The organism is Mycobacterium sp. G7A2 (assembly GCF_041902445.1).
In the GTDB taxonomy this organism is placed as follows: domain Bacteria; phylum Actinomycetota; class Actinomycetes; order Mycobacteriales; family Mycobacteriaceae; genus Mycobacterium.
Window position 1 is genome coordinate 587,308 of record NZ_CP169251.1, and the last position, 26,217, is coordinate 613,524.

Consider the following 26,217-nt stretch of genomic DNA (forward strand, 5'->3'; position numbering starts at 1 on the left):
CACTTGCGGTACCGTCAAGCCGCCGCGGGGGAAGTATCAATCAGGCGAGCGCCCTGCTCGCGCCTGTGGCCCGGATTCGGAGCAAAGGACAGTCATGGGTCATGCGCGGTTCGTCGGTCGGGTGGGTGCGTTGGCGGTGGCGTTGGGGGTCGGCGCGGCCGCAGCAATCACGCCCGCAGTAGCCCTCGCTGATCCCGCCGATCCGGCGTCGAAGACGTCGGACACCGCCGGCGACGCAGCGGACACGACGAACGCGCCCGGCGAGTCCGCGGAGAACGACACGGCGGGCGACGACACAGCTGAAGACGCAGCCGACGACACAGCTGAAGACGCCGCAGCCGACGACGCCGCATCAGAAGACGCAGCCGACGACACAGCTGAAGACGCCGCAGCCGACGACGCCGCATCAGAAGACGCAGCCGACGACACAGCTGAAGACGCCGCAGCCGACGACGCCGCATCAGAAGACGCCGAAGCCGGCACCGGCGCCGACGACACAGCCGACGACGTGCTCGACGGCGTTGAACTTCTTCCGGTAGGCGACGTCCCGACCCCGGTGGTCGGCGACACCACCGACACCACTGACACCGCCGACGCGGCCTTGGTCGTGAGCCAGCAGGGCGACCGATCGCACGCCGAGCCGCTGCGCAGCGCCGTCGTCGATACCGCGACGGACGACACACCCGCTGTGTCGGCTGCATCGCTCGTGGCGACGTCCGACAACACCGCCATCACCGCGGACCTCGCTGACCTCCCTGCGTCCGGCGCCCCGATCGTCACCCCGGTGACCACTCGCCCAGTGGCGCTGGCACCACCTACGCCGGTAGCGGTACTCGCCGGGCTTCCAGGAGCGTTCATCAGCGCGGCCACCGGATTCGTCGCCCTGGCGGTGGCACCCTTCGGAGTCCTGCCCGGACTGTTCGGCGTACCGGGTGCCCCGCCGCCGGCGACCGGGGTGTGGATGGTGCTCGCCTTCGCGCGACGCCAGTTCTTCAACTCGCGCCCGACGCTGGCGCCGACCCCGACATCCACGGATCCCACCACCGGCCTCGTCACCGGAAATCTCGGCGGATTCGATCCGGACGGCGATGAGATCACCTTCGACGTGCTTCAGAACCCGGCGCGCGGAACGCTGACCGTTGACGCGAGCAACGGCGCGTACACCTACACCCCGGCCGCGGGTTTCACCGGAACAGACACCTTCGTGGTCGCTGTCACCGACAGCGGGCCCGACGGCCTGTTCGGCTTCCTCGCCCCGGCCCGGGGGCACACCAGCGTCACCGCGATCACCATCACGGTGCCGCAGCTCGACCTCGAACCGTCCTTCACCGTCGACACCATCGACGCCGGGACCGGTGCCGTCATCGGCCGACTGACCGGTACCGGAATCGGGCGACCCGGCGTCACCGCCACGGTCACCGTCGCCCCGATCCGGGGTGCGGTCACCGTTGCCTCCGATGCAACGTTCATCTACACCCCGACGCCCATCGCGCGGGCGGGGGCCGCATACGACGGCACCCCGCAGTCCGACTCGTTCACTGTCACTGTGGCCGACGGTGTCGACGCGCCGGTGGTCGTGAGCGTCTCCGTGCCGATCGATGCCACCGACAACGCCGTCGTCTACCAGGTGCCGGTGAACTTCGGTCAAGCACAGGGCGGAAGCTTCTACCGTTTCGAACGACCCTTCGTTGTCGATCCGCACACCGGTCGCCTGTACGCCGCGGAGATTTTCATCGATCGGGACAATGCCCAGAACGGGTTGTCGCCGACCTTCGCGACGATCATCTCGGCGGGTCCCGACGGTGTAATCCGCGGTGAGCGCGTCCAGATTCAGAGTGCGTACCCGATCGCGATCAATCCGGTGTCCGGCGTCGCGTTCCTGGTCACCACGAGCAGCGATTCAACCGGCACAACATTCACCAGTGTCACCCGGTTGACCCCCGACGGTCGCACCATCAGCGACACCTTTCTCGGCGCCCCTTCCACGACGATCGCGTTCGACGACCGCACTGGAGCGACGTTCCTGGTGCGGCCCGCCGTCTCTGCGGCAGACCTCGGCAATACCCGGCTGGACGTCTTCGCCGCCGATGGAAGCTTTCTGGTCACCAGAACCATCCCGGGCACACCGCTCGGCGGCGCCGTCGTCGACCCGACAACCGGGCAGCGCGTGCTGATCACCCAGGCGTTGGTCTTAGGCACGAGCCAGCTCGCCACGAACCTGACCGTGATCCGCGGTGACGGGACGGTCGTCACCAATACCGTCGACGGCCGGCCGGTGCGCGATGCCGCGGTCAACCCGGTCACCGGCATCACCTACCAGCTCTCACAAAGCGGGCAGGGCGCGGCTCGCACGACCGTGCTGACCGGCATCAACCCCGACGGAAACGGTGTCGAGCTGATTCGTTTCAACGGCGCGGCGGTGGGCGACGTCGTCGTCGACACTGCGAGCGGGGCGGCCTACGTTCCCTTCAGCGCCCTACCCGCGCCGGGCTCGCCGCCGGTCGTCACCGTCTTGCGGGTCGCGACCGACGGCACGGTGAGCCAGGTGTTCGAGGGGCCGGGATCCATCGAGGGCAATCTTGCGGTCAACCCCCGCAGCGGCGCTGTGCATCTCGTCGTCGCGGCGCCTGGTTCGCAGTCCCGCTCAGTCGTGACCATCTCCGACCGGGCGGCACGTATCGCGTTGCTCCCCGATGGGATCAATGGACCGATCATCGTCAACCCCTCCGGCAGCAGCGTTTTCGTGACCACCGCGCTCGGGGACGTCACTTCCATCAGCGTTGTCGACAGCAGCGGAGCGGTCCACACGATCACCGGCCAGCTGGTCGGCGAGCCCGTAGTCGACCCGTCGGACGGCGCCACCTACGTCACCACTCGCGCGGGCACCTTCTCCGATGGAACCGCCACTCTGACCAAGCTTTCCGGCGACGGTATCCGGGGAATGTCCTACGACCTCGGGGGATTCCCGACCGGTTCGCCGGTGATCAACCCCGTGACCGGCGTCGTGTACCAGGAGGTAATCGACTTCGGCGCCAACACCGAGAGCCCGGGCCGCGTCACCGTGGTCAGCCGCGACGGCGCTCGCGGCACTCTGCAGTTGCGCAACGCGTCGGGAATCTTCGCTGCCGGTGCCGGCCAGGGCCGCTATGTGATCACGCCGAACACCGTGACCGGTCAGGCATACCTGGTGATCGAGCGCGGCTTCCCGGCGCAACCGGTGAAGTCGGTTGCGGTGATCGCTGCCGACGGCTCAACGGTGAGCTACGTCGGCCTCACCGACGGTGATCCGGGACCCGTCGGTGTTCCGGTCGGACCCATTGCCGTGAACCCGCGCACCGGTGCGGCGTACCTGACCACCCAGAACTTCGAGCCCGACGGCATCAAGACCCGGGTGACGACGCTCTACCTGGACGGCACTGCGACGTTCACCGACGCGCTGTTCGGCGGGACCGTTGCCGGCGGTCTGCTGGTGGACCCGCTCACCGGGACGGTCTATCAGGGCACCAGCGACGGCGCCTGGATCGTCGACGTCGACCCGGCGCTCTTCGGCGCCGGTGGCGGGGGTTCGTAGCCGGATAGCCCAACGCACGGTACGGGCGTCGACAAGGGTGCCGCCCGTGCCGTGTGTCCCTGTCCCGCGGGTTGATCAGATGTCGCTGGGCCGCAGCACGGTTCGGTTCAGGCGCCGTGATACCGCGGCACCCCACGGTGTGGCCAGCCGAGCGTCGGCGAGCAGAGCGTCGTCGCACAGCAGCTCGTGGGTCGGGCCGCGGCGCACGGTGTGCTCGCTGAGGATGAGGGTGTCCTGCGACCATGTCCAGGCGACGTCGACGTCGTGGGTGGCCAGCACCACGGCGGTCCCCGCGCGTGACAGTGCGGTGAGCGTGTCCAGCAGGTCGTGCACCGCTCTCGGGTCCAGGCCGGCGGTGGCCTCGTCCAGGAGCAGGACGCGGGGCCGCATGGCGACCGCGCCGGCGATGGCCACGCGCTTGCGCTGCCCGAAGGACAGGTGGTTGGGGGTCCGGTCGGCGAGATCGCCGATGTCCAGCGCATCCATCGCCTCGTCGACGCGGGCCATCACCTCAGCGCGCGCCAGGCCAAGGTTCACCGGGCCGAATGACACGTCGGCACGCACGGTGGCGGCCACGATCTGATCGTCCGGCTCCTGCAGCACCATCTGGACCCGGGTGCGCAGCCGGGTGCGGTCGGCCCGCGAGGTGCGCAGCGGGGCACCTTCGAGCCGCACCGTCCCGCCCGACGGCGTCGTGAGCCCCACGAGGATCCGGAGCAGCGTGGTCTTGCCCGAGCCGTTGGCGCCCAGCAGCGCGACCCGCTGACCGGGCTGCAGCGACAGGCTCACGCCGTCGAGGACCCTCGGGCCGCGGGGGTAGGCGAACGCGACGTCCCGCAATCCGAGAACCTCGTCGTCACCCGCCATTCCATGCCCTCCAGGTCAGTATCGAGGTGGCTGCAATCACGATCAGCACGGTGATGCTGGCCGCGATCCGTGCCGGGCGGACCGGCCGGTCCGCGGTGAGCACCGCGGTCTTCCCCGGTTCGGCACGCAGTGACATCGCCTCGGACATGGCCCGCCCTCGTTCGGTCGCCCGGACGAAAATGAGGGCCGACTGGGCGCCGATCACCGTGATGGCATCCCGCGGTCTCTGTAGTCCCAGTCGCAGCGCCACCGATTCCCGGGCCGCGCGCGCCGAGCTGATCAGGATACCGACGAGCCGGTACGTCAGATCGGCGACGTGGCACAGCGGGGCCGGCACGCCGGCTCTGCGCGCCAGGTCGAGCAGATCGGCCATCAGGGTGGTCACCGCCAGCCCGATGGTCGCCGACGAGGCCGCGATCGCGCGCAGCGACGTGTCGACCGCGAGGTCGAGTCCTCCGGGCTCGAGATGCGGCCCCCCGCGCAGGCCCACCGCGATCGGCACCGACCCTAGCGCGATGAACACGGCAGGGCCGATCAGCGCCAGGACGAACAGGCGCGGACGAACCCGGGCGAGCACCAGCGTTGCCACGGCGACCGCCAGAAGTACCAGCGGGGCGGCCGTGCGCGGTGGCAGCACCATCGCGCACACCAGCAACCCGCCGTACAGCACGAGCTTCTCCGCGGCCGGGTGGCTCGACCACCGGTTCTGGGCCGCACTGAGGTCCAGGGGATTCATCGCGGCGACTCAGGCGCCGCCGGGCGCTCCTCGGTCAGCCGGGGGCAGCGCCTCCGTGCGCCCCCGGTGCCGGCCCGCGTACCACCCGACCGCACCTCCGAGAACGATGCCTCCGAGCCCGGCCTGCAGCGCGAACAACCCCGACTCGACCTCGCCGGGAAGCTCACCGACCAGGGCGTCGTACCACGGCTCGTAACTCTCGTCGATACCGGCGATGACCTCTTCGGCCTGGCCGTCGGCGCCGCCGAACTCGGCTTCGGCGTCCTGCGAGTAGCCGTAGAGCAGGGAGCCGACGGCGATTGCGGCAGAAACGGTGAGTAGCACGATGGCCAGCACCCAGACCGAGCGGGAACTGGATTTGACGGTGGGTGAGCTCATCGCTGGACCTCCTCGCGCTCGCTGCTGCGGGGCTCCTCGCCGGCACCGGCCGGGACGTCCTTGTTCTTGAGGAACCCGAGGTTGAGCAGCTCGGACGAGGCGACCTGCATGAGCACGCGGACCACGACGACGGTGATGAGACCCTCGACGATCGCCAGCGGGACCTGGGTGATCGCGAAGACCCCCATGAACTCCACGAAGCTCTCCCCGAAGCCGCCCTCGGCGGACGGGAATGCCAGCGCCAGCTGGAAACTGGTGACGATGTAGGTGAAGAGGTCCGCGACGAAGGCCAGTGCGAATACCGCCGGCAGCAGTCCGACCCCGGCCTTGCGCACTGCGAAGAACACCGCGAAGCCCGCCCAGGGGCCGGCGATCGCCATGGAGAACGCGTTGGCGCCCAGGGTGGTGATGCCACCGTGCGCGAGCAGCAGAGCCTGGAACAACAGCACGATGGTGCCCAGGAACGCCATCACCGGCGGCCGGAATATGGCAGTGCCGAGCCCGGTACCGGTGGGGTGTGAACTCGAACCCGTCACGGACGGAAGCTTGATGGCCGACATGACGAACGAGAACGCTCCGACCGCGGCCAGCAGCGGACCCGCCGACGGTTGGCGCTTGACGGTGGCGACGACCTGCATGGCGCCGTGGACGACGAAGGGAGCCGCCGCGATGGTCCAGGCCACCGCGTGGGCCGGGGGCAGAAACCCCTCTGCGATATGCATTTTTGTCGGATGTGCCTTTCCGCCCAGCACCTCGTGGGCATCGATATCGGTGCTGTGGTCGGTCTCCTGGCTCACGGGTCCGTCGGATCTCCCGGGGGAGAGCCGAAACGCCGGAGTCCGCCTTCCCACCCGCGCGACGCGCGAGCAGTGGCATGCATGACGCCGACTTCCCGTTCACAGTGGCGAGGGCCGCCCCGGTCTTGCACCGGGTTCCCGTACACCGCAGCAGACGGAGCATAACCTCCACGCGGTCGGCGTGGTCGCTCCGGCGGGTTAGGTTTCGATCAGGCCGAACATCTGCTCGGCGATCGACAGCAGCCACGCGGCCGCGGTCTGGCTGCGGTATTCGGGCCAGTTCGACTGCAGGCTGACCACCCAGCCCTGACCAGTGTGGTCGACGGCGTACCAGCTGAAGGTCAGGTCACCGGGTAGGTTGCCGGCCTTCGCGCCGATGTAGGGCCATTTCGTGCGATCGAGGTCGATGCCCGGCACGAACGACAGGATGTCCTTGACGGGCGCCGCAGCTCCCACAGCGGCGCTCTGCAGCGCGGCGTGCAACCGGCAGATGTCGGCGGCGCTGGCGTACCACTCGGCGCCGATGGCCGAGGCGGGGGTGTGGGTGCGTTCGGGGTCGGGCTGGTACGGGCGCGTGTTGGTCTGCTGCAGCAGCTGCGCGCGTCCCTGCGGTGACGCCTTCTTCCACTCGTCGCGCAGGTCGGGCTCGCCCCAGCCGACCGAGAACATCTCGTGCATGGTCGGGAACGGCGTCATGCTGGTGGGGTCGTGGTGCCCGGCGGCGACCAGTGCGCGCTCGATGGCGCCCGGCCCGAGCCGGCCGATCAACAGATCGGTGGCCATGTTGTCGCTCGCCGAGATCATCTGCTGCGCCGCCTCGCGCACGCTCACTTCAGTTCCCGGCGGCGCCTTGTCGAAGCCCGAGGAGCCGACCGCCTTCGCTTCCTTGGTGATGGTCAGCTGATCCGACCAGGCCAGCGTGCCGGCTTTCACCGCGTCGGCGACCGCGAGCAGCACGTACAGCTTGAAGATCGATGCCAGCGGCAGCGACATGTCGGTGTTGGTGCCCGCCACCTTGGTGCAGCGCCCGTCGTCGACCCGGGCGACCTGATAGGAGTACCGCGCTCCAGAGCTGCTCAGCTCGGCGTCGACGTCGGCCCAGTCGTCGATCTGCGGCCGGACCAGGGTGACGTTGAAGCGGTCGACCATCCCGGCGTCATCGGTGCGCAGGGTGATCGTCTGACCGACCCCGTAGGACGTGACGACGTCGAGGGTCGCGTTGCCGGCGCCGATGTCGACGTCGGTGACGGTGAACGGTCGGTCCCACCACATCCTGTCGAGCGTGACGCCGACGTGTTCGACGATGTCCGGAGCGGCCAGCGTGCGGATGCCGACCTCGCCGATCGGCCAGTCGCTGTTGAGCATGTCCATGGTCTGCTTGGCGCGCAGACCCTGCGGAGTGTTGATCTGGATGGGTGCGCCGTAGCTGCCGTCGGCAGGAGCCGGTCGGGGGCCGGCGCACGCGCAGGCCAGGGCGGCGACGAGGGCGAGCGCGATCGTCAGCCTCGCCCGGCGCCGGACCCCGGCCGCGTCACGCCGAGGTGTCAGTCCCTGCAACGTCGAGCACAACCTCGAACTCCAGCAGCGATGCACCTTTGGCGACGGGGTTGGCCCGCTCGCCGGCGTGCGCTTCGATGGCCGGCCCGGTCGCCCAGGCCTGGAAAGCTTCCTCGGACTCCCACTGGGTGACGACGAAGTAGCGGTCTTCGCCCTTGATGGGGCGCAGCAGCTGGAAACCCAGGAAGCCGGGCTGATTGTCGACGGCGTGGGCGCGGTGGGCGAACCGCTTCTCCAGCTCCGGGCCGGCGTCGGGCGGGACCTCGATTGCGTTGATCTTCACCACGGGGGTCTGGCTTGCCATGGCCATCAGGCTACCGCGTGGGGTCGGCATGATGAGCCCATGGATTCCCCACCGGATGCCTCTGCGGGCACGCTGCTGACGTCACGGGGCGGGCAGGGCCGGCCGCTGGTCCTGGTGCACGGACTGATGGGGCGGGGCAGCACCTGGTCGCGTCAGGTTCCGTGGCTGGCCCGCCACGGCGAGGTGTTCACCTACGACGCGCTCTGGCACCGCGGCCGCGGCGTCGACGACCCGCACCCCATCTCGACGGAGCGTTTCGTCGCCGATCTGGCGGACGCCGTCGACGCGCTGGGACGTCCGGCGATCCTGATCGGGCATTCGATGGGTGCGCTGCATTCATGGTGTCTGGCAGCGCAGCGCCCGGAGTTGGTGGATGCCGTGGTGGTCGAGGACATGGCGCCCGATTTCCGGGGCCGCACCACCGGGCCGTGGGAACCGTGGCTGCACGCGCTGCCGGTGGAGTTCACCGCCGCTGAGCAGGTGTTCCACGAGTTCGGGCCGGTGGCCGGGCAGTACTTCCTGGAAGCGTTCGACCGCACCCCGACCGGCTGGCGGCTGCACGGGGAGACGCGGCGCTGGATCGAGATCGCCGCCGAGTGGGGAACGCGGGACTACTGGGATCAGTGGCGTGCGGTGGCGGTGCCGACGCTGCTGCTGGAGGCCGGCAACTCCGTCGCCCCGGCCGGGCAGATGCGCAGGATGGCCGATACGGGGCCTCGGACCACGTATGTGCACCTGCCCGGCGCGGGTCATCTCGTACACGACGAGGCGCCGGGGAAATATCGGGATGCGGTCGAGACGTTTCTAACGTCGTTCACCCAGGACGCGTGAGCTCGGCCAGTGGGGGTGCTGCTCGAAGCGGGTGCGGATGGCGTCGGCGTCGTGCCGGATTCGGTAGGCGTCCGGATCGTCGTCGCCGGACAACCGGCCGCCCATCGGTGCCGCCATCCGGAACTGGTCGAGGTGCAGCCGGCGTGAGCCCGACCGGCGCGCCACCCGGACGAGCAGCGCGGCCGCGGTGAACGCGACGGTGAGGATCAGGAAGGTCACAGCGGTGTTCATGGCAGTAATCCTGCGCTTGCACAAAATGGCGCCACCAGCGGCAGAACAGACACCCTTCGCTAAGATGCTGCCATGGCGATAAGGAGCGTGTCGGCCCTCGTGCTGGACGGGCTGGCGGTCTTCGAGTTCGGCGTCATCTGCGAGGTGTTCGGCATCGATCGCTCGGCCGACGGCGTCCCCAATTTCGACTTCAAGGTGTGCGGACCTGAACCGGGCACACCGCTGCGGACCTCGGTCGGCGCGTCCCTCATCCCCGACCACGGTCTCGACGACCTGGTCGGCGCCGATCTCGTCGCCATCCCGGCGATCGGATCGGCCGAATACCTGCCCGAGGCGTTGGACGCGGTGCGGCGGGCGGCCGCCTCCGGGTCGACGATCCTGACGGTGTGTTCGGGTGCGTTCGTCGCCGGCGCGGCAGGGCTGCTCGACGGACGTCCGTGCACCACCCACTGGATGCACGCCGACCAGCTCCAGGCCATGTATCCGACCGCCAAGGTGGACCGCAACGTGCTCTTCGTCGACGACGGTGATCTGATCACCAGCGCCGGCACCGCCGCCGGGATCGACGCCTGCCTGCATCTGGTGCGCCGCGAGATGGGCAGCGAGATCACCAACACGATCGCGCGGCGCATGGTGGTGCCACCGCAGCGCGACGGCGGCCAGCGGCAGTACATCGACCAGCCCATTCCGGTCCGCTGCTCCGAACGGTTCGCGCCCCACCTGGACTGGATCTTGGCGAACCTGGACAAGCCGCACACCGTGACGTCGCTGGCCCGCCGGGCTCACATGTCGGGGCGGACGTTCGCGCGTCGGTTCGTCGAAGAGACCGGCCGCACCCCGATGCAGTGGGTGACCGATCAGCGGGTGCTGTTCGCCCGGCGGCTACTCGAAGAGACGACGCTGGACATCGACCGGATCGCCGACCAGTCCGGATTCGGCAACGCGACACTGCTGCGCCATCATTTCCGCCGGGTGATCGGCGTGACGCCGTCGGACTACCGCCGCCGATTCGCGTGTGGCGCCGGCCGCGGTGTCGAAGACATCGGTGTCGAAGAAAGCGTCGTCACTGCCTGATAGCCGGCTCGCCGGCGTGCCTGACGGCCGGCTCCCCGAGCGTGCCTGATGGACCGCCCGCCCGGCCCGGTCACCGGCCGCCACCGATTGGACAGTGGCGGCCGGGAGACTCGATGGATCACAACGGGATGAAGCCGTTCACCCCGCCGCCGGGAGTGAGAACCGAATACCCCTGCGGCAGAACATTGTTCAGGTAAGGCGCGAGCGGCGCCAACGACGTCGTGGTGAACGCGCCGATCGTCGCATAGATCATTCCGTTGGGCGCGATATTGAGAATCCCCTCGGTCCCTTCGGTGGTGTCGGCGAGCACGCGCTGCGCGATTCCGGTGACGGGATCGAAGGCCACCAGGGACGCCTTCACCGGGACGAAGACCGTCTGGTTCTGGCCGATGGGCGCCAGCGAAACGTTGTAGCCCACGATCACGTCCTGGACGACGAAGCCCTTGACGACCGTGGGGTTTCCGGCACCGATGGCCACCGGCGCCCCCCACATGGGGCTCACCGGCAGGGTGGCCAGAAGCGTCCCGACGTCGGCGTTCCAGCGCAGGTTGCCGTCGCCGTCGAACGAGGTCATGACGTTGTTGCGGGTCAGGACGTAGACGTTGCCGCGGGCATCGGCCGCGACCGAGGCCGCCTCGGCGTTGGACTGCGTCTTCCAGACGACTTCACCGTTGCTTGTCTTGAACGCGTACAGGAAGCCGTCGTTGTCGCTGGCGTAGACCAGCCTGCCGTCGTTGGAGATGGTCGGGCTCGACCCGCTGCCCGGCCCCATCTGAGTCGCCCATGCCAACACGATCTTGCCCTCGCCGTACGGAGTGGGCGGAACATACTCGAACGCGTAGAGCGCGCCCAGGCCCTCGACTGCGTCGGTGGCTGCGACGATCACCCGGCCGTTACGTGCCTGCACCGCAGGGGTATTCGCACTGCGGACAATTCCGCCGTAAGCGACCTGCCAGATCGGGTCGATGATCGCCGGATCCATGAAGCCGCCCGCCCACAGCGTCGGCGGCGGGTTGGTCGAGGTGCGCTGCGCAAGGGGGCCGGGGATCTGGTAGATCGGGGCGGTGTAGGCGCCGGTCTCGCCGTCGACGACGACCACCTGTCCGAACAGCGTCACTCCCAGGATCGAACCATCGTTGGTCAGCGTGGCCGTGATGAACGAGTTGATGTTTCGTGAGCCCGGTGTGAAGGGGTTCTCTGCGGGCGGCGACGGCAACACGGTCACCCAACGCACGTCTCCGTCCTGGGTGTAGGACCACAGTTGGTCGCCGTCGCTGACGAAGATGTTGCCGTTGCGGTCGATGATCGGGCTCGACAACACCGCGGCGGAGTCGACGCTCTCCGTGCCGCTCCATGCCGCCGACTCCCAGACGATATTGCCCTCGGGGTCGATGACGTGAAGGTTCGCCGCGCCCGCCGCCAGGCCGGTGGTCACGACGATGTTGCCGTTGGGCAGGATCGTCGGTGCCGCGAGGATGCCGGCACCCAGCAACGCCTCCCATCGGCTGTAGTCCTCGGCCGGAGTCACGCCGAGTTGTTCCTTGCGGTTGGCTGGATCACCGTGCAGAGTCACCCAGCCCGTGTCGGCATAAGGCAGCGCCGGCAGTAAGCCGATGTCGGTGAGGACGCCGCGCGTCACCGACGAGACCGCGAAGACGGTTGACCGGATCGGGTCGAATAGGGTCTGCAGCGGAGTTTCGACGATCATTCGCAGCACGTTTTTGACCGCTGAATAGGTATGGGGCGCAAGGCTGAACAGAAAGTCGTCGATCGCGGTCAGCACGGGGAAGTTCCACGCGAGTGCGACATCGGTCTCGACGGTCGATGACAATGCGGGCTCCCCCGCGGAAACGTCCGTTGCGTCAGCAGGTTCTGAAACTGACTCCTGCTGTCCGAGTTCGCGCCGGGAGTAGGCGGCCATCGCCCAGGAGGCCGGAGACTGTAGCGGTGGGGTCGACGGTGCGTCCGTGGGCGACCCCGGGGTCACCTCGACCTCCACCTCGACCGCCGGGTCGGCCCCGGGCGCTGCCGAACCGCCCTCGACGTTCTCCTCGGCCGGGGAGGCATCATCGGCGACCGGAAGGTCGATCGTCTCCTCGCCGACCGCGTCGTCGACGTCCTCCTCGATGACCTCGTCGACAGTTTCGGCTTCGTCCTGCGCGGCTTCACCCTCGAGTTCGGCTTCGAGTTCGGCGTCGGCTTCGAGTTCGGCGTCGGCTTCGAGTTCGGCGTCGGCTTCGAGTTCGTCTGCCTCGGTGTCTGCGTCCGAGTCGCCCGCCTGGGTGCTGTCCTGGGAGGAGTCACCGTCACTGTCGGCTGAGGAGTTATCCGACGGGTCGGTGGATGTTGACGAGTCTGCTGAACTCGAGGCGCTCGGGGCAGAGGTCTCGGAGTCGGCATACGCGACACCCGGCACGGCCAGGGCGGCGCCGACGCCGAGGAACAAGGCGAGTGCGCCGATCCGGCCGACGAACGCCGACGGTCGGGCGCGGCCTGCCGATCCGGGTTCGCCTTCGCGGTCGGCTGTGACCAGTCTTGCTGCCATCGATGCTCCTCATCTGCACTTACGCACTGTCATTACAGTCTGTAAAGACAAGCGGAATGTAGCAAGGGTCACACTTCTGCACAAGAGAAATCGACATCACATCGACGTTCGCGTAAGGCGGCGGCCGCCGCCCGCGGTCAACTGCCGCTAGGTCGCGAGGTCAACCCGTAGAGCAGCACGTCGCAGAGCTTCTCGGCATACCTGTCGAGGTCGTCGACATCTCGAATGCACAGCGCATGGATCGCTGCGCCGGCAATGATGTCCAGCACGACATCGGCGTCGACGGCGCGAAAGATCTCAGGATTGCGGGCCAAGAGTTCTGACAACCCGGCGGCGACAGTGGAGGAGTGCCGTTCCTGCAGCTTGCCGCGCAGCTCATCGTCGGTCCGCATGTCGGACATCAAGCCGGGCAGTGCCTCCCGCGCCGGCGCGAGCGCCATGTGCCCGAGCACGCCCCGTACGGCGCCGGCGATGACCTTGATCGGATTGCGGGATGTCGTCTGCACCTGCTCGGCGTCGTCTGGGTATACGGCGTCGTAGACAAGGTGCGCCTTGGACGGCCACCGACGATAGATCGTCGGACGGGCGACCCCTGCGGCCTCGGCAATGCCGTCGATCGACGTGCCTCGGTAGCCGCGCTCGCTGAGCAGCCGTCGAGTCGCCTCGAACACCGCCGTGTCGATGTTCGGATCGCGATAGGGCCCCAGTCGGTGTTTGGCGTCAGAGCGCGCCATCAAACCTCCCCGGGTATCGATTGCACTACCAGTGTGTCACGGCAAGGGGTCGCCCTCGCCACACAGCGCGAAGCGCCCGTCGGCAGTCTGCTCGACCAGTCCGTCTACCAGCAGCGAGTCCAGCGCACGGTCCCGCTGGGCCGGGTCGGTGGTCCAGGCGACGTCCAGATCCGCGCGACTGACCGGGGAGCTGCTGGCGCGCAGAACGTCGAGCAACCGGCCCCGGACCTGACGGTCGGTACCGGCGTACTTCTGCACGCGGCGCGGCGCCGCGGTGCCCGCCGGGAAGCCCAGCGCACGCCACGCGCAGTGACTCAACGGACACACGCCGCAGCGCGGTGCCCTGGCGGTGCACACCGTGGCACCCAACTCCATGACGGCGACCGAGAAGACCGGCGCGCGTTCATCATCGGGCAGCAGTGCGCCGACATCCTCGAGGTCGCGCCGCGACGGTGAGCCGGCATCGGGCAGGCCGTGCACGGCCCGGGCCACGACCCGGCGCACGTTGGTGTCGACGACGGGCACCCGCTGGCGGTAGGCGAAACAGGCTACCGCCCGCGCCGTGTACGTCCCGATCCCCGGCAGCGTCAGCAACGTCTCGACGTCGTCGGGAACCACGTCGTCATAGCGGGTGGCGATCACTTCGGCGCACTCGTGCAGACGTTTGGCCCGGCGCGGATAGCCGAGCTTGCCCCACGCCCGCACCACCGCGGCGGCCCCGGCGTCCGCAGTCGCCGAGGGGGTCGGCCAGCGGGCCACCCAGTCGCGCCAGATGGGGTCCACCCGCGCCACCGGGGTCTGCTGCAACATGAACTCGCTGACCAGGATCTGCCAGGCCGAAACGCCCGGTCGACGCCACGGCAGATCCCGCTGGGCGACGGAATACCACCCGAGCAACTCCTCCGGATCGATCATCGATACCCGCTGAGGCAGAATGTCGGCCATGCCCAACACGAATCCGTTGACCGCCTGGAAAGCACTCAAGGAGGGTAACGAGCGCTTCGTCGCAGGCAAGCCGATGCACCCCAGCCAGAGCATCGAGCATCGGGCCAGCTTGGCAGCGGCCCAGAAGCCGACCGCCGTCGTGTTCGGCTGCGCCGACAGCCGGGTGGCCGCCGAGATCATCTTCGACCAGGGCCTGGGTGACATGTTCGTGGTCCGCACCGCCGGTCACGTGATCGACAGCGCCGTCCTCGGCTCGATCGAGTACGCCGTCCTGGTCCTGAACGTGCCGCTGATCGTGGTACTCGGCCACGACAGCTGCGGCGCCGTGGGAGCCACGCTGGCCGCACTGGACGAAGGGGCGGTTCCGCCGGGATATGTCCGTGACGTCGTCGAACGGGTGACGCCGTCCATCCTGCTCGGCCGTCGCGACGGTCTGGAGCGCGTCGACGAGTTCGAGGCCCGCCACGTCACCGAGACCGGCAAGCAACTGCTGAGCCGCTCGACCGCGATCGCCGAGGCGGTACGGGAAGGACGGTTGGCCATCGCCGGTCTGACCTATCAGCTGGCCGACGGCAAGGTCGTGCTGCGCGACCATATAGGCGATATCGGCGAGAGCTGAGCTAAATCGTCTGCTCTTCGCGCGAGCGCTCATCGCCGACACGCCGGGCAACGTCGAACAAAGGCACGTGACGTGCCCTTACCGTGATCTCGTGCTGGATCTAGAACCGCATGGCCCGCTGCCGCAGCAGATCTATTGGCGACGCCGCATGCTGGCGCTCGGTGTCGCGGTGGTGGTCATCGGCATCATCGCCGTGATCGTCATGGTCGTCGTGATGAACAGCACCAGCTCCGAGCAGCCCGCCGCCAACGAAACGGCGGACCAGAACGCCCAGGCCGCCCCGCCGACGCCGCTGCCCGGTGAAAACCCAGAGGTCAAGACCCCGATCCAGCCGCCGGCGCAGCAGGCGCCACCGCCGACCGCCACGCCGACGGCCGCGGTCGTCCCGCCCCCGATCCTGCAGGAGGGCGACGACTGCCCCGACTCCACGCTCGCGGTGAAGGGCATCACCAACGAACCGCAGTACGTCGTCGGTGACCAACCCAAGTTCACGATGGTCGTCACCAACATCGGCCTGGTCGCCTGCCAGCGTGACGTCGGCGCCGCGGTGCTGGCCGCCTACGTGTACACCCTGGAGAACCAGCGGTTGTGGTCCAACCTCGACTGCGCGCCGTCGAACGAGACGCTGATCAAGACGTTCCAGCCGGGCGAGCAGGTGACCACCGAGGTGACCTGGACCGGGATGGGTTCGGCGCCCAACTGCCCGTTGCCCCGTCAGCCGATCGGCCCGGGGATGTACAACCTGGTGGTGCAGCTGGGCAATCTGCGCTCGGCGCCCGTGCCGTTCATCCTCGCCGATCCGGCTGCCGCGCCGCCGCCTGCCGACGCGAACGGTGCACCGCACCTGCCGCAGCCCGGCCCGGTCGGCTGAGCGTTGCCGAGCCGGCCACGCTGACCAGCCGTCAGGCCAGCCGGTCCGCGATGGTCGACTCGGCCAGCTGCGACAGTCCTTCGCGGATGTGGCGGGCCCACATCGACCCGATGCCCTCGACCGACTGAAGGTCGCTGGCGGTGGCGGCCAGCAGGCCCTGCAGCGAACCGAACGAGCGGACCAGCAGATCGACGTGGGCGAACTGCAGACGCGAGATTCCCGACATCGCGCGGTAACCACGTGAACTCATCGCCGAATCCTGCGCTTCGGCCGTCGATGGGTATCCGAAAACCCTTGCCAGGGTGGTGAAGTCGAGCAACTCGTTGTCCGACAGCGAGTCGAGCTCTTCGAGGGTGGCGCTGACCTGGGCGGCTGAGGGCGGCTCAGGATTGGCGTGATAGTCGCGCACGATCAGCTCGCGATCGGTCTCGTTGTCGCCGACCAGCTCGTCGAGCTGCAGTTTGAGCTGGCGCCCGTCGGTGCCGAGTTCGACGACGTGGGCATCGATCTCCAGGCTGATCCGGCGCACCATCTCCAGTCGCTGCACCACGGTCATCACGTCGCGCAGCGTCACGAAGTCCTCGATCTCGGCGGTCGAGAGTTGCCTGCTGACTTCGTCGAGCCGGGTCTTGTACCGCTCGAGGGTGGCGATGGTCTGGTTGGCCCGGGACAGGATGGTGGCCGACTCGGGCACCACATGCCGGCCGCCGGCGACGTAGACGGTGACGATGCTCATCGAGTGGCTCACCGAGATCACCGGATACCCGGTCTGGATGGCGGTGCGCTCGGCGGAGCGGTGCCGGGTGCCGGATTCCTCGGTCGGGATGGACGGATCCGGCACGAGTTGGACGTTGGCCCGCAGGATCCTGCTGCCATCACTGGACAGCACTACAGCGCCGTCCATCTTCGACAGCTCCCGCAGCCGGGTGGGGGCGTAGCGCACGTCCAGCTGGAATCCGCCGTCGCAGATGGCTTCGACGCTGTCGTCGTAGCCGATCACGATCAGGGCACCCGTCTGCCCCCGCAGGATGCGTTCCAGGCCGTCGCGCAGCGGCGTACCGGGCGCCAGCCGTGCGATGGTCTCCCGCAGCGTCGGTCTGGCCAGCGGCACGACCGTGCGGCCCGTCCGTCCCGACCCCGAAGTCGCGGGCTTCACGGCCATCTCATCTCCACGGGTCAAAGCGCTAGGTGGGGCCATTCTGGCTGATCCGTGTCAAGACCTGCAACGCCGAGACGATGTCGTCGGCGGGCAGGGTGCGCAATCCGGCCGGCGCCGACGCCGTCCCGGCCGGCACGACCGCGCACGTGAAGCCCAACCGCGCAGCCTCGGCCAGCCGCCGGTCCATGCCGGTGACCCGCCGGAGATCCCCGGCCAATCCCACCTCCCCGATGGCCACCGCGGTGGCGGGCATCGGCAGGTCCACCGCCGCCGAGGCGATCGCCAGCGCCACCGCCAGATCCGAGGACGAGTCCGTCAACCGCATGCCGCCCACCGTCGACAGGTAGATGTCGTTGGCGCCCACAGGCAGCCGGGCACGCTTCTCGAGCACGGCGGTGATCATCGCGGCGCGGGCGGAGTCGATGCCGCTGACGGCGCGGCGCGGACTGCCGCTGGCCGGGGCGCCGATCAGTGCCTGCACCTCGCCGATCATCGGACGCTTGCCGTCGAGGGTCACGGTGACGGCCGTACCGGGAACCGCCTTGGGGCGCTGGTCCAGGAACAACCCGGACGGGTCGGCGACACACTCGATCCCGTTGTCGTGCATGAGGAAACAGCCGACTTCGTCGGCGGCGCCGAACCGGTTCTTGATGCCGCGCACCATCCGCAGCGCGGACGCCCGGTCACCCTCGAAGTGCAAGACGACATCGACGAGGTGCTCCAGCGAGCGCGGTCCTGCGATCGCGCCGTCCTTGGTGACGTGGCCGACCAGCAGCATCGCGACCCCGGTGGTTTTCGCCGTCATGGTCAGGGCCGTCGTCACAGCGCGGACCTGGGTGACCCCACCGGTGACGCCGTCGGCTTCGGTACTCGACAAGGTCTGCACCGAATCCACCACGACCAGGCTGGGCCGCACGGCGTCGATGTGTCCCAGCGCCGTCGCCAGATCGGATTCCGCCGCGAGGTAGACCTCGTCGTGCGTGCAGCCGGTGCGTTCGGCGCGTAGCCGGATCTGGCCGGCCGACTCCTCCCCGGACAGGTACAGCGCCCGTCGCCCGGACTCCGCCCAGCGGTGGGCCACCTCGAGCAGCAGCGTGGATTTCCCGACCCCGGGATCACCGGCCAGCAGCGTCACCGATCCCGGGACCAACCCGCCACCGAGCACCCGGTCCAACTCGGTGACGCCGGTGTGGAAGTGCCGGGTGGTGCCCGGGTCGATGGAGCTGATCGGCACCGCGGGCGTGGCGGGCGCTACCGCCAGCCGCGATCCGGACGCCCCGACCGCGGCCAGGGTGACCTCCTCGACGGTGCCCCAGGTACCGCACTCGGGGCAGCGGCCCACCCACTTGGGCGTGACGTGGTGACATTCCGAGCAGCGGTGTTGCGCGCGCGTCTTCGATGTTGCCCTGGCCACGCCGTGACCGTAACGGTGGTGACCGACAGAACCTGCCCCATCGGCGCCGTGTCGCGACCCGGTGTCACACCGTGGGGTCGCCGCCGTCGAGTCGGTCAGTGACCGCCCGAATGCCCCGCGGACTCGCCGCCGGCCCCGGCGTCGTCGCGCCGTGGCTCCTCGCCCGCGGAGATCGGCACGGCGACGGTGGTCTGGCCGCCTTCTTTGAAGGTGAACGTGAAGTCGTAGGTCAAGCCGTTGGTGATGGGCTGGCTCAGGTCGACGGTCGCTTCGGCGTCCACGGCGGGTTCGACGCTCTCCAGGGCTGCCAGCTCGCCGGTGTCCGGCGCGCCCACAATCAGTGCCCCGTTGACGGGAATGGCGGTGTCCCCGGTCAGCGACACCTCACCGATGTCGGAGGTGATCGACTCCAGTTCGTCGGCGACGTCCGGCGAGCCGTTCGCGGCGACGAAGATCAGCTCGACCTCGGTGCCGGGCTCGACGTAGTCGGTGGTCTGCGGCGCGCGCAGGTGGATGTTGCGCAGGTCGATCGTGCCGGCGCCGGCACTGGTGCCGTTCACGGCCGGTTCCTGCGTCGCGGTCTGGGCCACCTGGCCGGCACTGCATCCGACGAGCGCCACGGACGCGGCCAATCCACAGGATGCCAGCGCTGCGGTCATGATCGGGGTGCGCCGGTTCAAGGGTTTCACGGGGGCCTCCTGCTCGGCCGACGAGGCGGCGTGACCGGCCGCTGCGTCGGCGGTCACTGTGGATTCGACTATGCAGAGTAGTAGGTCGCCCATCTGTGCGGTAGCCGAGGTCCGAAGCGTCTGACGCCCTGCTGATCCCGAACGCCGACCGACCCGCATCCGGAGTCTCCCAGCGCTGCCAAATGGCCCCTCCCGGGCGTGCACCGGGACGTGGGAAAGCGCTCTGCGCACCCCTTGGTGCAGGCGTCCACCTTGCACGGATCGGCCGCGCTGTCAACCCCCAGTGTTGGTCGACTGTGCCCCTGACCTGCATTGTTGATCCGCGCCCAATTCCGTCACGTGTTAACATCGAGGGGTGAAAGGGGCTCGAATCTGATGATTTTCAAGGTCGGAGACACCGTTGTCTATCCACACCACGGTGCTGCGTTGATCGAGGCGATCGAAACCCGGACCATCAAAGGCGAGCAGAAAGAATATCTCGTCCTGAAGGTCGCGCAGGGAGACCTGACCGTTCGGGTACCCGCAGACAACGCGGAGTACGTCGGTGTTCGCGATGTCGTCGGGCAGGAGGGCTTGGACAAGGTGTTCCAGGTCCTGCGCGCACCGCACACCGAGGAGCCCACGAACTGGTCGCGTCGGTACAAGGCCAATCTGGAGAAGCTTGCATCCGGTGACGTGAACAAGGTCGCCGAGGTCGTGCGCGACCTGTGGCGGCGAGACCAGGAACGTGGTCTGTCGGCGGGGGAGAAGCGCATGTTGGCCAAGGCCCGCCAGATCCTGGTCGGCGAATTGGCTCTTGCCGAGAACACCGACGACGCCAAGGCGTCGACCATTCTCGACGAGGTTCTGGCTGCCGCGTCCTAGTCGCTCGGCTCTGAAGCCTCGATGACGTTACGCGTCGGGCTCGGTACCGACGTCCATCCCATCGAACCCGGGCGTCCATGCTGGCTGCTGTGTCTGCTTTTCGACGACGCTGACGGCTGTTCCGGTCATTCCGACGGCGACGTCGCCGCACACGCATTGTGTGACGCGTTGCTGTCGGCGGCCGGCATGGGCGACATCGGTGAGGTGTTCGGCACCGGCCAACCGCAGTGGCAGGGCGTCAGCGGCGCCGAGATGCTGCGACACGTGCACGCGCTGCTGATCGAAGCAGGATTGAGCGTCGGCAACGCGGCTGTCCAGGTCATCGGAAACCGGCCGAAGGTCGGTCCGCGCCGGGCCGAGGCTCAGCAGGTGCTCTCCGAGCTACTCGGGGCGCCGGTGTCGGTGTCGGCCACCACCACCGACGGCCTTGGGCTGACGGGCCGGGGCGAGGGTCTGGCGGCGATCGCCACCGCGCTTGTTACCGACGAGCGCTTGCGCGAGGAGCAGACCAATACCGACGAGCGCTTGCGCGAGGAGCAGACCACTACCGGCGATGAGGGTCGGAGCGGAACCGGCCGGTAAGCTGGCCCGTCGTGACCGAACGCCCCGCAGCCGTGATGCGGCTGTATGACACCTTGTCTGGCGGTGTGCGCGATTTCGCGCCACTGCGGCCCGGCCACGTCTCGATCTATCTGTGCGGCGCCACGGTGCAGGGTCTGCCCCATATCGGGCACGTGCGCAGCGGTGTCGCCTTCGACGTCCTGCGCCGCTGGCTGACCGCCAAGGGCTTCGACGTGGCCTTCATTCGCAACGTCACCGACATCGACGACAAGATCCTCACGAAGGCCGCCGACGCCGGCCGCCCGTGGTGGGAGTGGGCCGCCACCTACGAGCGGGCGTTCTCGGCGGCGTACGACGCGCTGGGCGTGCTGCCGCCGTCGGCCGAGCCGCGCGCCACCGGGCACATCACGCAGATGGTGGAGTTGATCGAGCGGCTCATCGAGCGCGGGCACGCCTATGCCGGGGACGGTGACGTGTACTTCGACGTCGCGTCGCTGCCCGACTACGGCAAGCTCTCGGGCCACAAGGTCGAGGACGTCCATCAGGGCGAGGGTGTGGCCACCGGAAAGCGGGACCAGCGCGATTTCACGCTGTGGAAGGGCGCCAAGCCCGGTGAGCCGTCATGGCCGACGCCGTGGGGCCGGGGCAGGCCCGGGTGGCACACCGAGTGCGTCGCGATGTGCGAGGCGTATCTGGGTGAACAGTTCGACATCCATGCCGGCGGCATGGATCTGGTGTTCCCTCATCACGAGAACGAGATCGCTCAGGCCGAGGCAGCCGGTGACGGCTTCGCCCGATTCTGGCTGCACAACGGCTGGGTCACCATGGGCGGCGAGAAGATGAGCAAGTCGCTGGGCAACGTGCTGGCCATACCCGCGGTGCTGCAGCGGGTGCGCCCCGCCGAGCTGCGGTACTACCTGGGTAGCGCGCATTACCGCTCGATGCTGGAGTTCTCCGAGACCGCGCTCACCGATGCGGCCCGGGCCTACACCGGCATCGAGGATTTCCTGCACCGGGTCCGCACCCGGGTGGGTGCCGTGGTGCCCGGTGAGTGGACGGTGAAGTTCGCCGCGGCCCTCGACGATGACCTGGCGGTGCCTGCGGCGCTGGCCGAGGTGCACGCGGTGCGGGCCGACGGGAACCGGGCGCTGGAGAGCGGCGACCACGACACCGCGCTGAACCGGGCGATGTCGATCCGCGCCATGATGGGCATCCTCGGTGCCGACCCGCTCGACGAGCGGTGGGAGTCGCGGGATGAGACCTCCGCTGCGCTGGCGGCCGTCGACGTACTCGTGCACGCTGAGGTGAAGCGCCGCGAGGACGCCCGGGCGCGGCGCGACTGGGCCGAGGCCGACGCGATCCGCGACCGCCTCAAGCAGGCCGGAATCGAGGTCACCGACACCGCTGACGGGCCTCAGTGGTCACTCATCGACGGAACGGACAAGTAATGGCCGGCAACTCGCAGCGGCGGGGCGCGGTACGCAAGCCCGGCACCAAGAAGGGGCCGACGGTCGGCTCCGGCGGGGTCCGGCGGCGTGGGCTGGAAGGAAAGGGTGCCACCCCGCCCGCCCACCAGCGGCCCAACCATCCCGCAGCCAAACGTGCCGCCAAGACCGCCCGCCAGCAGCAGGGCAAGCCCCGGAACGCTTCGAAAGACTCGGGTGTGGAGATCGTGCTCGGGCGCAACCCCGTGGTCGAATGCCTGCGCGCCGGGGTGCCGGCCACGGCGCTGTACGTGGCGCTGGGCACGGACTCGGATGAACGTCTGACCGAGTCGGTGCAGACCGCCGCCGACACGGGCATCGCCATCCTCGAGGTGCCGCGCCACGACCTGGACCGCATCGCGGCCAACGGCATGCATCAGGGCATCGCGTTGCAGATTCCGCCCTATGACTACGCGCATCCCGACGATCTGCTGGCCGCGGCGAAGTCCGATGCGATGCCGCCGCTGCTGGTGGCGCTCGACAACATCTCCGACCCCCGGAATCTCGGTGCGATCGTGCGCTCGGCCGCCGCGTTCGGCGGCCACGGGGTGTTGATTCCGCAGCGGCGCTCCGCCTCGGTGACGGCAGTGGCGTGGCGCACCAGCGCGGGTGCGGCTGCGCGCGTGCCGGTGGCGCGTGCGCCGAACCTGACCCGCGCCCTCAAGAGCTGGGCGGACGCCGGGTTGCAGATCGTCGGCCTCGACGCCGGGGGGGACACCACGATCGACGAACTCGAGGCCGATGGCCCGACGGTGCTGGTGGTGGGGTCGGAGGGCAAGGGACTGTCCCGGCTGGTGCGGGAGAACTGCGATGCGGTGGTGTCGATCCCGATGGCGGGACCCACCGAGTCGCTCAACGCCGCGGTCGCGGCGGGTGTGGTGCTCGCCGACATCGCCCGGCAACGCCGGAGCTGACAGCGCAGGCTCAGCCCACCCGTGCCAGCGTGGTGGACTTGGGCTCGATCCCGATGCCGGGTGTGATCCGGCGCAGCCGCCGGATGGCCCACGGCGCCGCGAACGACACCGCCCAGCGTACGTTGCCGACGACTGTCGCGCTGCCGGACGGAGCGGCCAGAAACGACGTCGCAGGGCAGGTCAGCGGGTCGGCGTCCGGCAGGCAGTCGAAGACCCGCTCGGCCATGAACTCGTGGCCGAGTGCCGACAGGTGCACCCGGTCGTGGTCCCAGAGCCGGGGGTCGCGGAATTCGTCGAAGCGCCAGAAGTCGATGAGCCCCACGCCGAGGTCGTCGGCGATGCGGCGCAGCAGTTCGTTGTAGATCGCCGCCCGCCCGCGCAACCCGCGGAACATGGGCTTGGCCCCCAGGTCCGGCGCGGTGAAGGCGAGGACCGTGGCGCCGGTCTGCTGCAGGGACTTCAGGCCGTCGGCGTAGCGGGCCATCATGGCGTCCATGTCGACGCGCAAGGCCATCAGGTCGTTCATTCCGGCGTAGATGGTCACCAGGTCTGGTTCGACGAGCATGGCGGCCTGCACCTGGGCGGTCAGGATGTCGTCCATGGTCCGGCCTCGCACGGCGAGGTTGGCGTAGCGGAATTCGGAATCGGCTCTCGCCAGTCGCGCGGCCAGCCGGTCGGCCCAGCCGCACACGCCGTTCGGGCTACCGGGGTGAGGATCGCCGATGCCTTCGGTGAAGGAATCACCCAGCGCGACGTATCTGCGGTAGGCCACCACGTTCTTCATTGTCCCGGCTCAGGCGCGGTTGCGCCTGCCGCACCGCTGCTCTGGCAGGTGAAACGTTGAGGGTCAGATGTTGAACAGTTGTAGACCGGCCCACAGCGCTGCCACGCCGGCGACCAGTGTCAGCGGGACCGTGCACAGTCCAACGAAGCTGAATGCGACGGCGCCGGTGGGGACGTCCGATGTGCGCACCACGTTGCGCCACAGCAGGTTCGCCAGTGACCCGACATAGGTGAGGTTGGGTCCGACGTTGACGCCGATCAGCATGGCCAGTACGGCGGCCGGCCCCACCGCCGCCACCAGCGGCAGCAAGACCAACACCGCCGGCAGATTGTTCACGACGTTGGACAGGATCGCGGCCACCGCGGCGATCCAGAGCAGCGCGGGCAGCCCCGTCCCGTCGGGCAGGATCTGCTGCATCGCCGATTCCAGGCCGTTGCGCATCACGGCGTCGACGACCACGCCCAGGCACAGCACGAACACGAGAAAGGGCCCGTCGGCGGCGACGGTGATCCTGGTGACCGTTGTCCGCCCGGTGGCAAGACCGCGGATGCCGAGTACCAGTGCCCCGGCCAGCGCAGCCCACGCCGGGGACAACCCGGCCAGTGAGGTCAGCGCGAACCCGGCCAATGTCAGGGCCAGCACGACGAGGGTGAAGCGAGGCCAGGGGGCCGGAGTTGCGTCGGTCCGCGGGCGCGGCGCCACGGCCAGATCTTTGGCGAAAACCCCTCGCAATATCAGGAATTCAATCGCGACCACCGCCAGCCAGGGAAGTGCCATGACGGCGGTGAAGTGCAGGAACGACAGCCCGGCGGCACTGAATGCGAGAAGGTTGGTCAGGTTCGACACCGGAAGCAGCAGCGAGGCGCTGTTGGCCAGATGGGCGGTGGCGTAGGTGTGGGGCCGGGCGGGCACGCCGAGGGTGCGGGCGGTGGCCAGCACGACGGGGGTCAGCAACACCACCGTGGCGTCCAGGCTGAGGATCGCCGTGACGGCCGCGGCGATGGCGAACACCGAAGCCAGCAAGCGTTTCTGGTTCCCCCGGGTGCTGCGCGCCATCGCCGATCCAGCCGCGCGGAACAGCCCGTCGTCGTCGCACAGGCGGGCCAGCACGAGCACCGCCGCGAGGAAGCCGACCACGGGAAGCAGGTCGGTCACCTCGGTGCGCGCACTCTCCCACGTGGTCGCCCCGACCGCGAGCAGCAGTGCAGCCGCCGGTAGCGCCACCACGATCTCGGGCCACCCGCGGGGGCGCCGCAACGCGAAGCCGAGTACGGCCGCGAGGGCGGCCACGGAGAGGATCAGCGCCATGGGTCGGCGCGGTGCCACAGCGTCGGCAGGTGCAGCGCCACCCCGTCGCGCTCGGCGAGCCCGGTCAGCACGGCCATCGTGGCGTCGAGATCGTCTGCGGCGAAAGGCAGTGCGCGCAAGGGCTTGTCGAGCGGGCGGAAGAAGTCATCCCAGTGGATCAGCACCACCCGGCGGGCGCCGACCGTGCGGACAGTCTGCGTCCAGTATTCGACGAGGTAATCAGCCGGTTGCAGGCCGAGCTGCCCGACGCCGAGATAGGCCACGTCCGCGCGGTACCCGGACAGCGCCCCCGGCAGGTATCCGGCGCTGCCAACGATCAGCAGTCGTCGGCCGGTCGGGCGGTGCGCGACGATGGTCGACCAGGCTTCGCCGCATCGGTAGGCCGACGCCCGCGCGGAGGGGGCGACGGGGGCGGAGATGGGACCCGGGAATCGATCCGGTGGGCAATGGTGCCCTTCGATCAGCGTGATGTCGTAGTGGCCCGCGGTGACGGGCTCACCGGGGGTGACGATGTCGGCCCGATGCAGACCGTGGCCGGCGGCGATCTGTGCGGCTGACGATCCGCCGATGATGCGGGCGCCGGTGAGATCGGCCACCGCCGCCGAGTCCATCGCGTGGTCGTAGTGGGTGTGCACCGGCGTCACGGCGGCCAGGCGCTGTACACCCAGCCGGTTCAGAGCCGATTCGATGCGCCGGCTGCTGGACCGCAACGGGCGGGTGGCCACCGTGAGAAGGCCGGGCCGGCTGAAGAACCCGTCGGTGAGCACCGCGGAGACACCGTCGTCGATGAGCAGGGTCGTGACCCCGGCCCAGGTCACCGACAACTCGGCGTCCCCCGACGCCGCGGGGACGTCGCAGAAGCCGCGGTAAGCCGCCAGGTCGGGCCGGCCCAACTTCAGACGCATCACGCCACCTTAGGCGGGGTTGCGGTGGGGCGGCCGGAGCCGGTATTAATGGAAATGATTTTCAAATAGTTTGTG

25 protein-coding genes and 1 riboswitch are annotated in these 26,217 nt (G+C 69.0%); of the genes, 9 read left to right on the forward strand and 16 right to left on the reverse strand.

Annotated elements, in window-relative coordinates:
* The first annotated feature begins 94 nt into the window (after window positions 1-94).
* Window positions 95-3,571: an Ig-like domain-containing protein gene (locus tag ACEWX3_RS02845; protein WP_374158639.1), complete on the forward strand. Its 3,477-nt coding sequence runs from the start codon at window positions 95-97 to the stop codon at window positions 3,569-3,571.
* Between the two features lie 75 nt (window positions 3,572-3,646).
* Here the strand turns inward: ACEWX3_RS02845 and ACEWX3_RS02850 are convergent, their stop codons facing one another.
* From ACEWX3_RS02850 to mhuD, 6 genes are all read right to left on the reverse strand, one after another.
* On the reverse strand, window positions 3,647-4,438 hold the full coding sequence (locus ACEWX3_RS02850; RefSeq protein WP_374158640.1) for an energy-coupling factor ABC transporter ATP-binding protein: 792 nt from the start codon (window positions 4,436-4,438) through the stop codon (window positions 3,647-3,649).
* Window positions 4,428-5,174: an energy-coupling factor transporter transmembrane protein EcfT gene (locus ACEWX3_RS02855; protein ID WP_374158641.1), complete on the reverse strand. Its 747-nt coding sequence runs from the start codon at window positions 5,172-5,174 to the stop codon at window positions 4,428-4,430. Before ACEWX3_RS02855 ends, ACEWX3_RS02850 begins: the two co-directional genes overlap by 11 nt.
* Window positions 5,175-5,183: 9 nt before the next feature.
* Window positions 5,184-5,552: an energy-coupling factor ABC transporter substrate-binding protein gene (locus ACEWX3_RS02860; RefSeq protein WP_374158642.1), complete on the reverse strand. Its 369-nt coding sequence runs from the start codon at window positions 5,550-5,552 to the stop codon at window positions 5,184-5,186.
* Window positions 5,549-6,274 carry an energy-coupling factor ABC transporter permease gene (locus tag ACEWX3_RS02865; protein ID WP_374159769.1) on the reverse strand — a complete coding sequence of 242 codons (726 nt, stop codon included), beginning with the start codon at window positions 6,272-6,274 and terminating at the stop codon, window positions 5,549-5,551. Before ACEWX3_RS02865 ends, ACEWX3_RS02860 begins: the two co-directional genes overlap by 4 nt.
* 38 nt (window positions 6,275-6,312) lie before the next feature.
* Window positions 6,313-6,514: riboswitch (cobalamin riboswitch) on the reverse strand.
* A gap of 33 nt (window positions 6,515-6,547) precedes the next feature.
* Window positions 6,548-7,906 (reverse strand): serine hydrolase, encoded by a 1,359-nt coding sequence (locus ACEWX3_RS02870; protein ID WP_374158643.1) that lies wholly within the window; start codon window positions 7,904-7,906, stop codon window positions 6,548-6,550.
* Window positions 7,881-8,210 carry a mycobilin-forming heme oxygenase MhuD gene (mhuD, locus tag ACEWX3_RS02875; RefSeq protein ID WP_152518934.1) on the reverse strand — a complete coding sequence of 110 codons (330 nt, stop codon included), beginning with the start codon at window positions 8,208-8,210 and terminating at the stop codon, window positions 7,881-7,883. Before mhuD ends, ACEWX3_RS02870 begins: the two co-directional genes overlap by 26 nt.
* A gap of 39 nt (window positions 8,211-8,249) precedes the next feature.
* On the opposite strand from mhuD, the gene ACEWX3_RS02880 reads away from it, so the two are divergent.
* Entirely contained in the window at window positions 8,250-9,041 is a 792-nt protein-coding gene (locus ACEWX3_RS02880) for an alpha/beta fold hydrolase (RefSeq protein WP_374158644.1), read from the forward strand.
* Here the strand turns inward: ACEWX3_RS02880 and ACEWX3_RS02885 are convergent.
* Window positions 9,015-9,272 carry a hypothetical protein gene (locus tag ACEWX3_RS02885; RefSeq protein ID WP_374158645.1) on the reverse strand — a complete coding sequence of 86 codons (258 nt, stop codon included), beginning with the start codon at window positions 9,270-9,272 and terminating at the stop codon, window positions 9,015-9,017. The two genes, ACEWX3_RS02880 and ACEWX3_RS02885, sit on opposite strands and share 27 nt — an antisense overlap.
* Before the next feature lie 72 nt (window positions 9,273-9,344).
* Between ACEWX3_RS02885 and ACEWX3_RS02890 the strand changes: the two genes are divergently transcribed.
* Window positions 9,345-10,346 (forward strand): helix-turn-helix domain-containing protein, encoded by a 1,002-nt coding sequence (locus ACEWX3_RS02890; protein WP_374158646.1) that lies wholly within the window; start codon window positions 9,345-9,347, stop codon window positions 10,344-10,346.
* A gap of 118 nt (window positions 10,347-10,464) precedes the next feature.
* Here the strand turns inward: ACEWX3_RS02890 and ACEWX3_RS02895 are convergent, their stop codons facing one another.
* The 3 genes from ACEWX3_RS02895 to ACEWX3_RS02905 form a co-directional block, all read right to left on the reverse strand.
* A complete protein-coding gene (locus ACEWX3_RS02895; RefSeq protein WP_374158647.1) occupies window positions 10,465-12,891 on the reverse strand; it encodes a PQQ-binding-like beta-propeller repeat protein in 2,427 nt (808 codons plus the stop codon).
* 137 nt (window positions 12,892-13,028) lie between these two features.
* Window positions 13,029-13,625: a TetR/AcrR family transcriptional regulator gene (locus ACEWX3_RS02900; RefSeq protein WP_374158648.1), complete on the reverse strand. Its 597-nt coding sequence runs from the start codon at window positions 13,623-13,625 to the stop codon at window positions 13,029-13,031.
* A 36-nt stretch (window positions 13,626-13,661) separates the two neighbouring features.
* Window positions 13,662-14,540: an A/G-specific adenine glycosylase gene (locus ACEWX3_RS02905; protein ID WP_207065229.1), complete on the reverse strand. Its 879-nt coding sequence runs from the start codon at window positions 14,538-14,540 to the stop codon at window positions 13,662-13,664.
* A gap of 28 nt (window positions 14,541-14,568) precedes the next feature.
* Here ACEWX3_RS02905 and ACEWX3_RS02910 point away from each other — a divergent pair, with 28 nt between their 5' ends.
* Together ACEWX3_RS02910 and ACEWX3_RS02915 are read left to right on the forward strand one after the other, a co-directional pair.
* A complete protein-coding gene (locus tag ACEWX3_RS02910) occupies window positions 14,569-15,189 on the forward strand; it encodes a carbonic anhydrase (protein WP_163679548.1) in 621 nt (206 codons plus the stop codon).
* Window positions 15,190-15,280: 91 nt separating this feature from the next.
* Complete coding sequence (locus ACEWX3_RS02915; protein ID WP_207065108.1) at window positions 15,281-16,060, forward strand: hypothetical protein; 780 nt, start codon at window positions 15,281-15,283, stop codon at window positions 16,058-16,060.
* Window positions 16,061-16,091: 31 nt separating this feature from the next.
* Here the strand turns inward: ACEWX3_RS02915 and disA are convergent, their stop codons facing one another.
* From disA to ACEWX3_RS02930, 3 genes are all read right to left on the reverse strand, one after another.
* On the reverse strand, window positions 16,092-17,222 hold the full coding sequence (gene disA, locus ACEWX3_RS02920) for a DNA integrity scanning diadenylate cyclase DisA (RefSeq protein WP_207065109.1): 1,131 nt from the start codon (window positions 17,220-17,222) through the stop codon (window positions 16,092-16,094).
* A gap of 22 nt (window positions 17,223-17,244) precedes the next feature.
* Complete coding sequence (gene radA / locus ACEWX3_RS02925; RefSeq protein WP_221354136.1) at window positions 17,245-18,633, reverse strand: DNA repair protein RadA; 1,389 nt, start codon at window positions 18,631-18,633, stop codon at window positions 17,245-17,247.
* A 95-nt stretch (window positions 18,634-18,728) separates the two neighbouring features.
* Window positions 18,729-19,292, reverse strand: coding sequence for a hypothetical protein (locus ACEWX3_RS02930; protein WP_207065230.1), 564 nt, complete (start codon window positions 19,290-19,292; stop codon window positions 18,729-18,731).
* A 405-nt stretch (window positions 19,293-19,697) separates the two neighbouring features.
* Between ACEWX3_RS02930 and carD the strand changes: the two genes are divergently transcribed.
* From carD to rlmB, 4 genes are read left to right on the forward strand one after another with little or no spacing between them, the layout of a single operon-like run.
* Window positions 19,698-20,186, forward strand: coding sequence for an RNA polymerase-binding transcription factor CarD (gene carD, locus ACEWX3_RS02935; protein WP_011892341.1), 489 nt, complete (start codon window positions 19,698-19,700; stop codon window positions 20,184-20,186).
* 21 nt (window positions 20,187-20,207) lie between these two features.
* On the forward strand, window positions 20,208-20,768 hold the full coding sequence (gene ispF / locus ACEWX3_RS02940) for a 2-C-methyl-D-erythritol 2,4-cyclodiphosphate synthase (RefSeq protein WP_374158649.1): 561 nt from the start codon (window positions 20,208-20,210) through the stop codon (window positions 20,766-20,768).
* 35 nt (window positions 20,769-20,803) lie between these two features.
* The gene (gene cysS, locus ACEWX3_RS02945; RefSeq protein ID WP_221354986.1) at window positions 20,804-22,195 is read left to right on the forward strand and encodes a cysteine--tRNA ligase; all 1,392 of its coding nucleotides are present in this window, start codon (window positions 20,804-20,806) and stop codon (window positions 22,193-22,195) included.
* Window positions 22,195-23,145, forward strand: coding sequence for a 23S rRNA (guanosine(2251)-2'-O)-methyltransferase RlmB (gene rlmB, locus ACEWX3_RS02950; RefSeq protein ID WP_374158650.1), 951 nt, complete (start codon window positions 22,195-22,197; stop codon window positions 23,143-23,145). The genes cysS and rlmB overlap by 1 nt, the downstream gene beginning before the upstream one ends.
* Before the next feature lie 10 nt (window positions 23,146-23,155).
* Here the strand turns inward: rlmB and ACEWX3_RS02955 are convergent, their stop codons facing one another.
* From ACEWX3_RS02955 to ACEWX3_RS02965, 3 genes are all read right to left on the reverse strand, one after another.
* Window positions 23,156-23,929, reverse strand: coding sequence for an SGNH/GDSL hydrolase family protein (locus ACEWX3_RS02955; protein WP_374158651.1), 774 nt, complete (start codon window positions 23,927-23,929; stop codon window positions 23,156-23,158).
* A 63-nt stretch (window positions 23,930-23,992) separates the two neighbouring features.
* Entirely contained in the window at window positions 23,993-25,237 is a 1,245-nt protein-coding gene (locus tag ACEWX3_RS02960; RefSeq protein ID WP_374158652.1) for an SLC13 family permease, read from the reverse strand.
* Window positions 25,228-26,142 (reverse strand): MBL fold metallo-hydrolase, encoded by a 915-nt coding sequence (locus tag ACEWX3_RS02965; protein ID WP_374158653.1) that lies wholly within the window; start codon window positions 26,140-26,142, stop codon window positions 25,228-25,230. Before ACEWX3_RS02965 ends, ACEWX3_RS02960 begins: the two co-directional genes overlap by 10 nt.
* Between the last annotated feature and the right edge of the window lie 75 nt (window positions 26,143-26,217).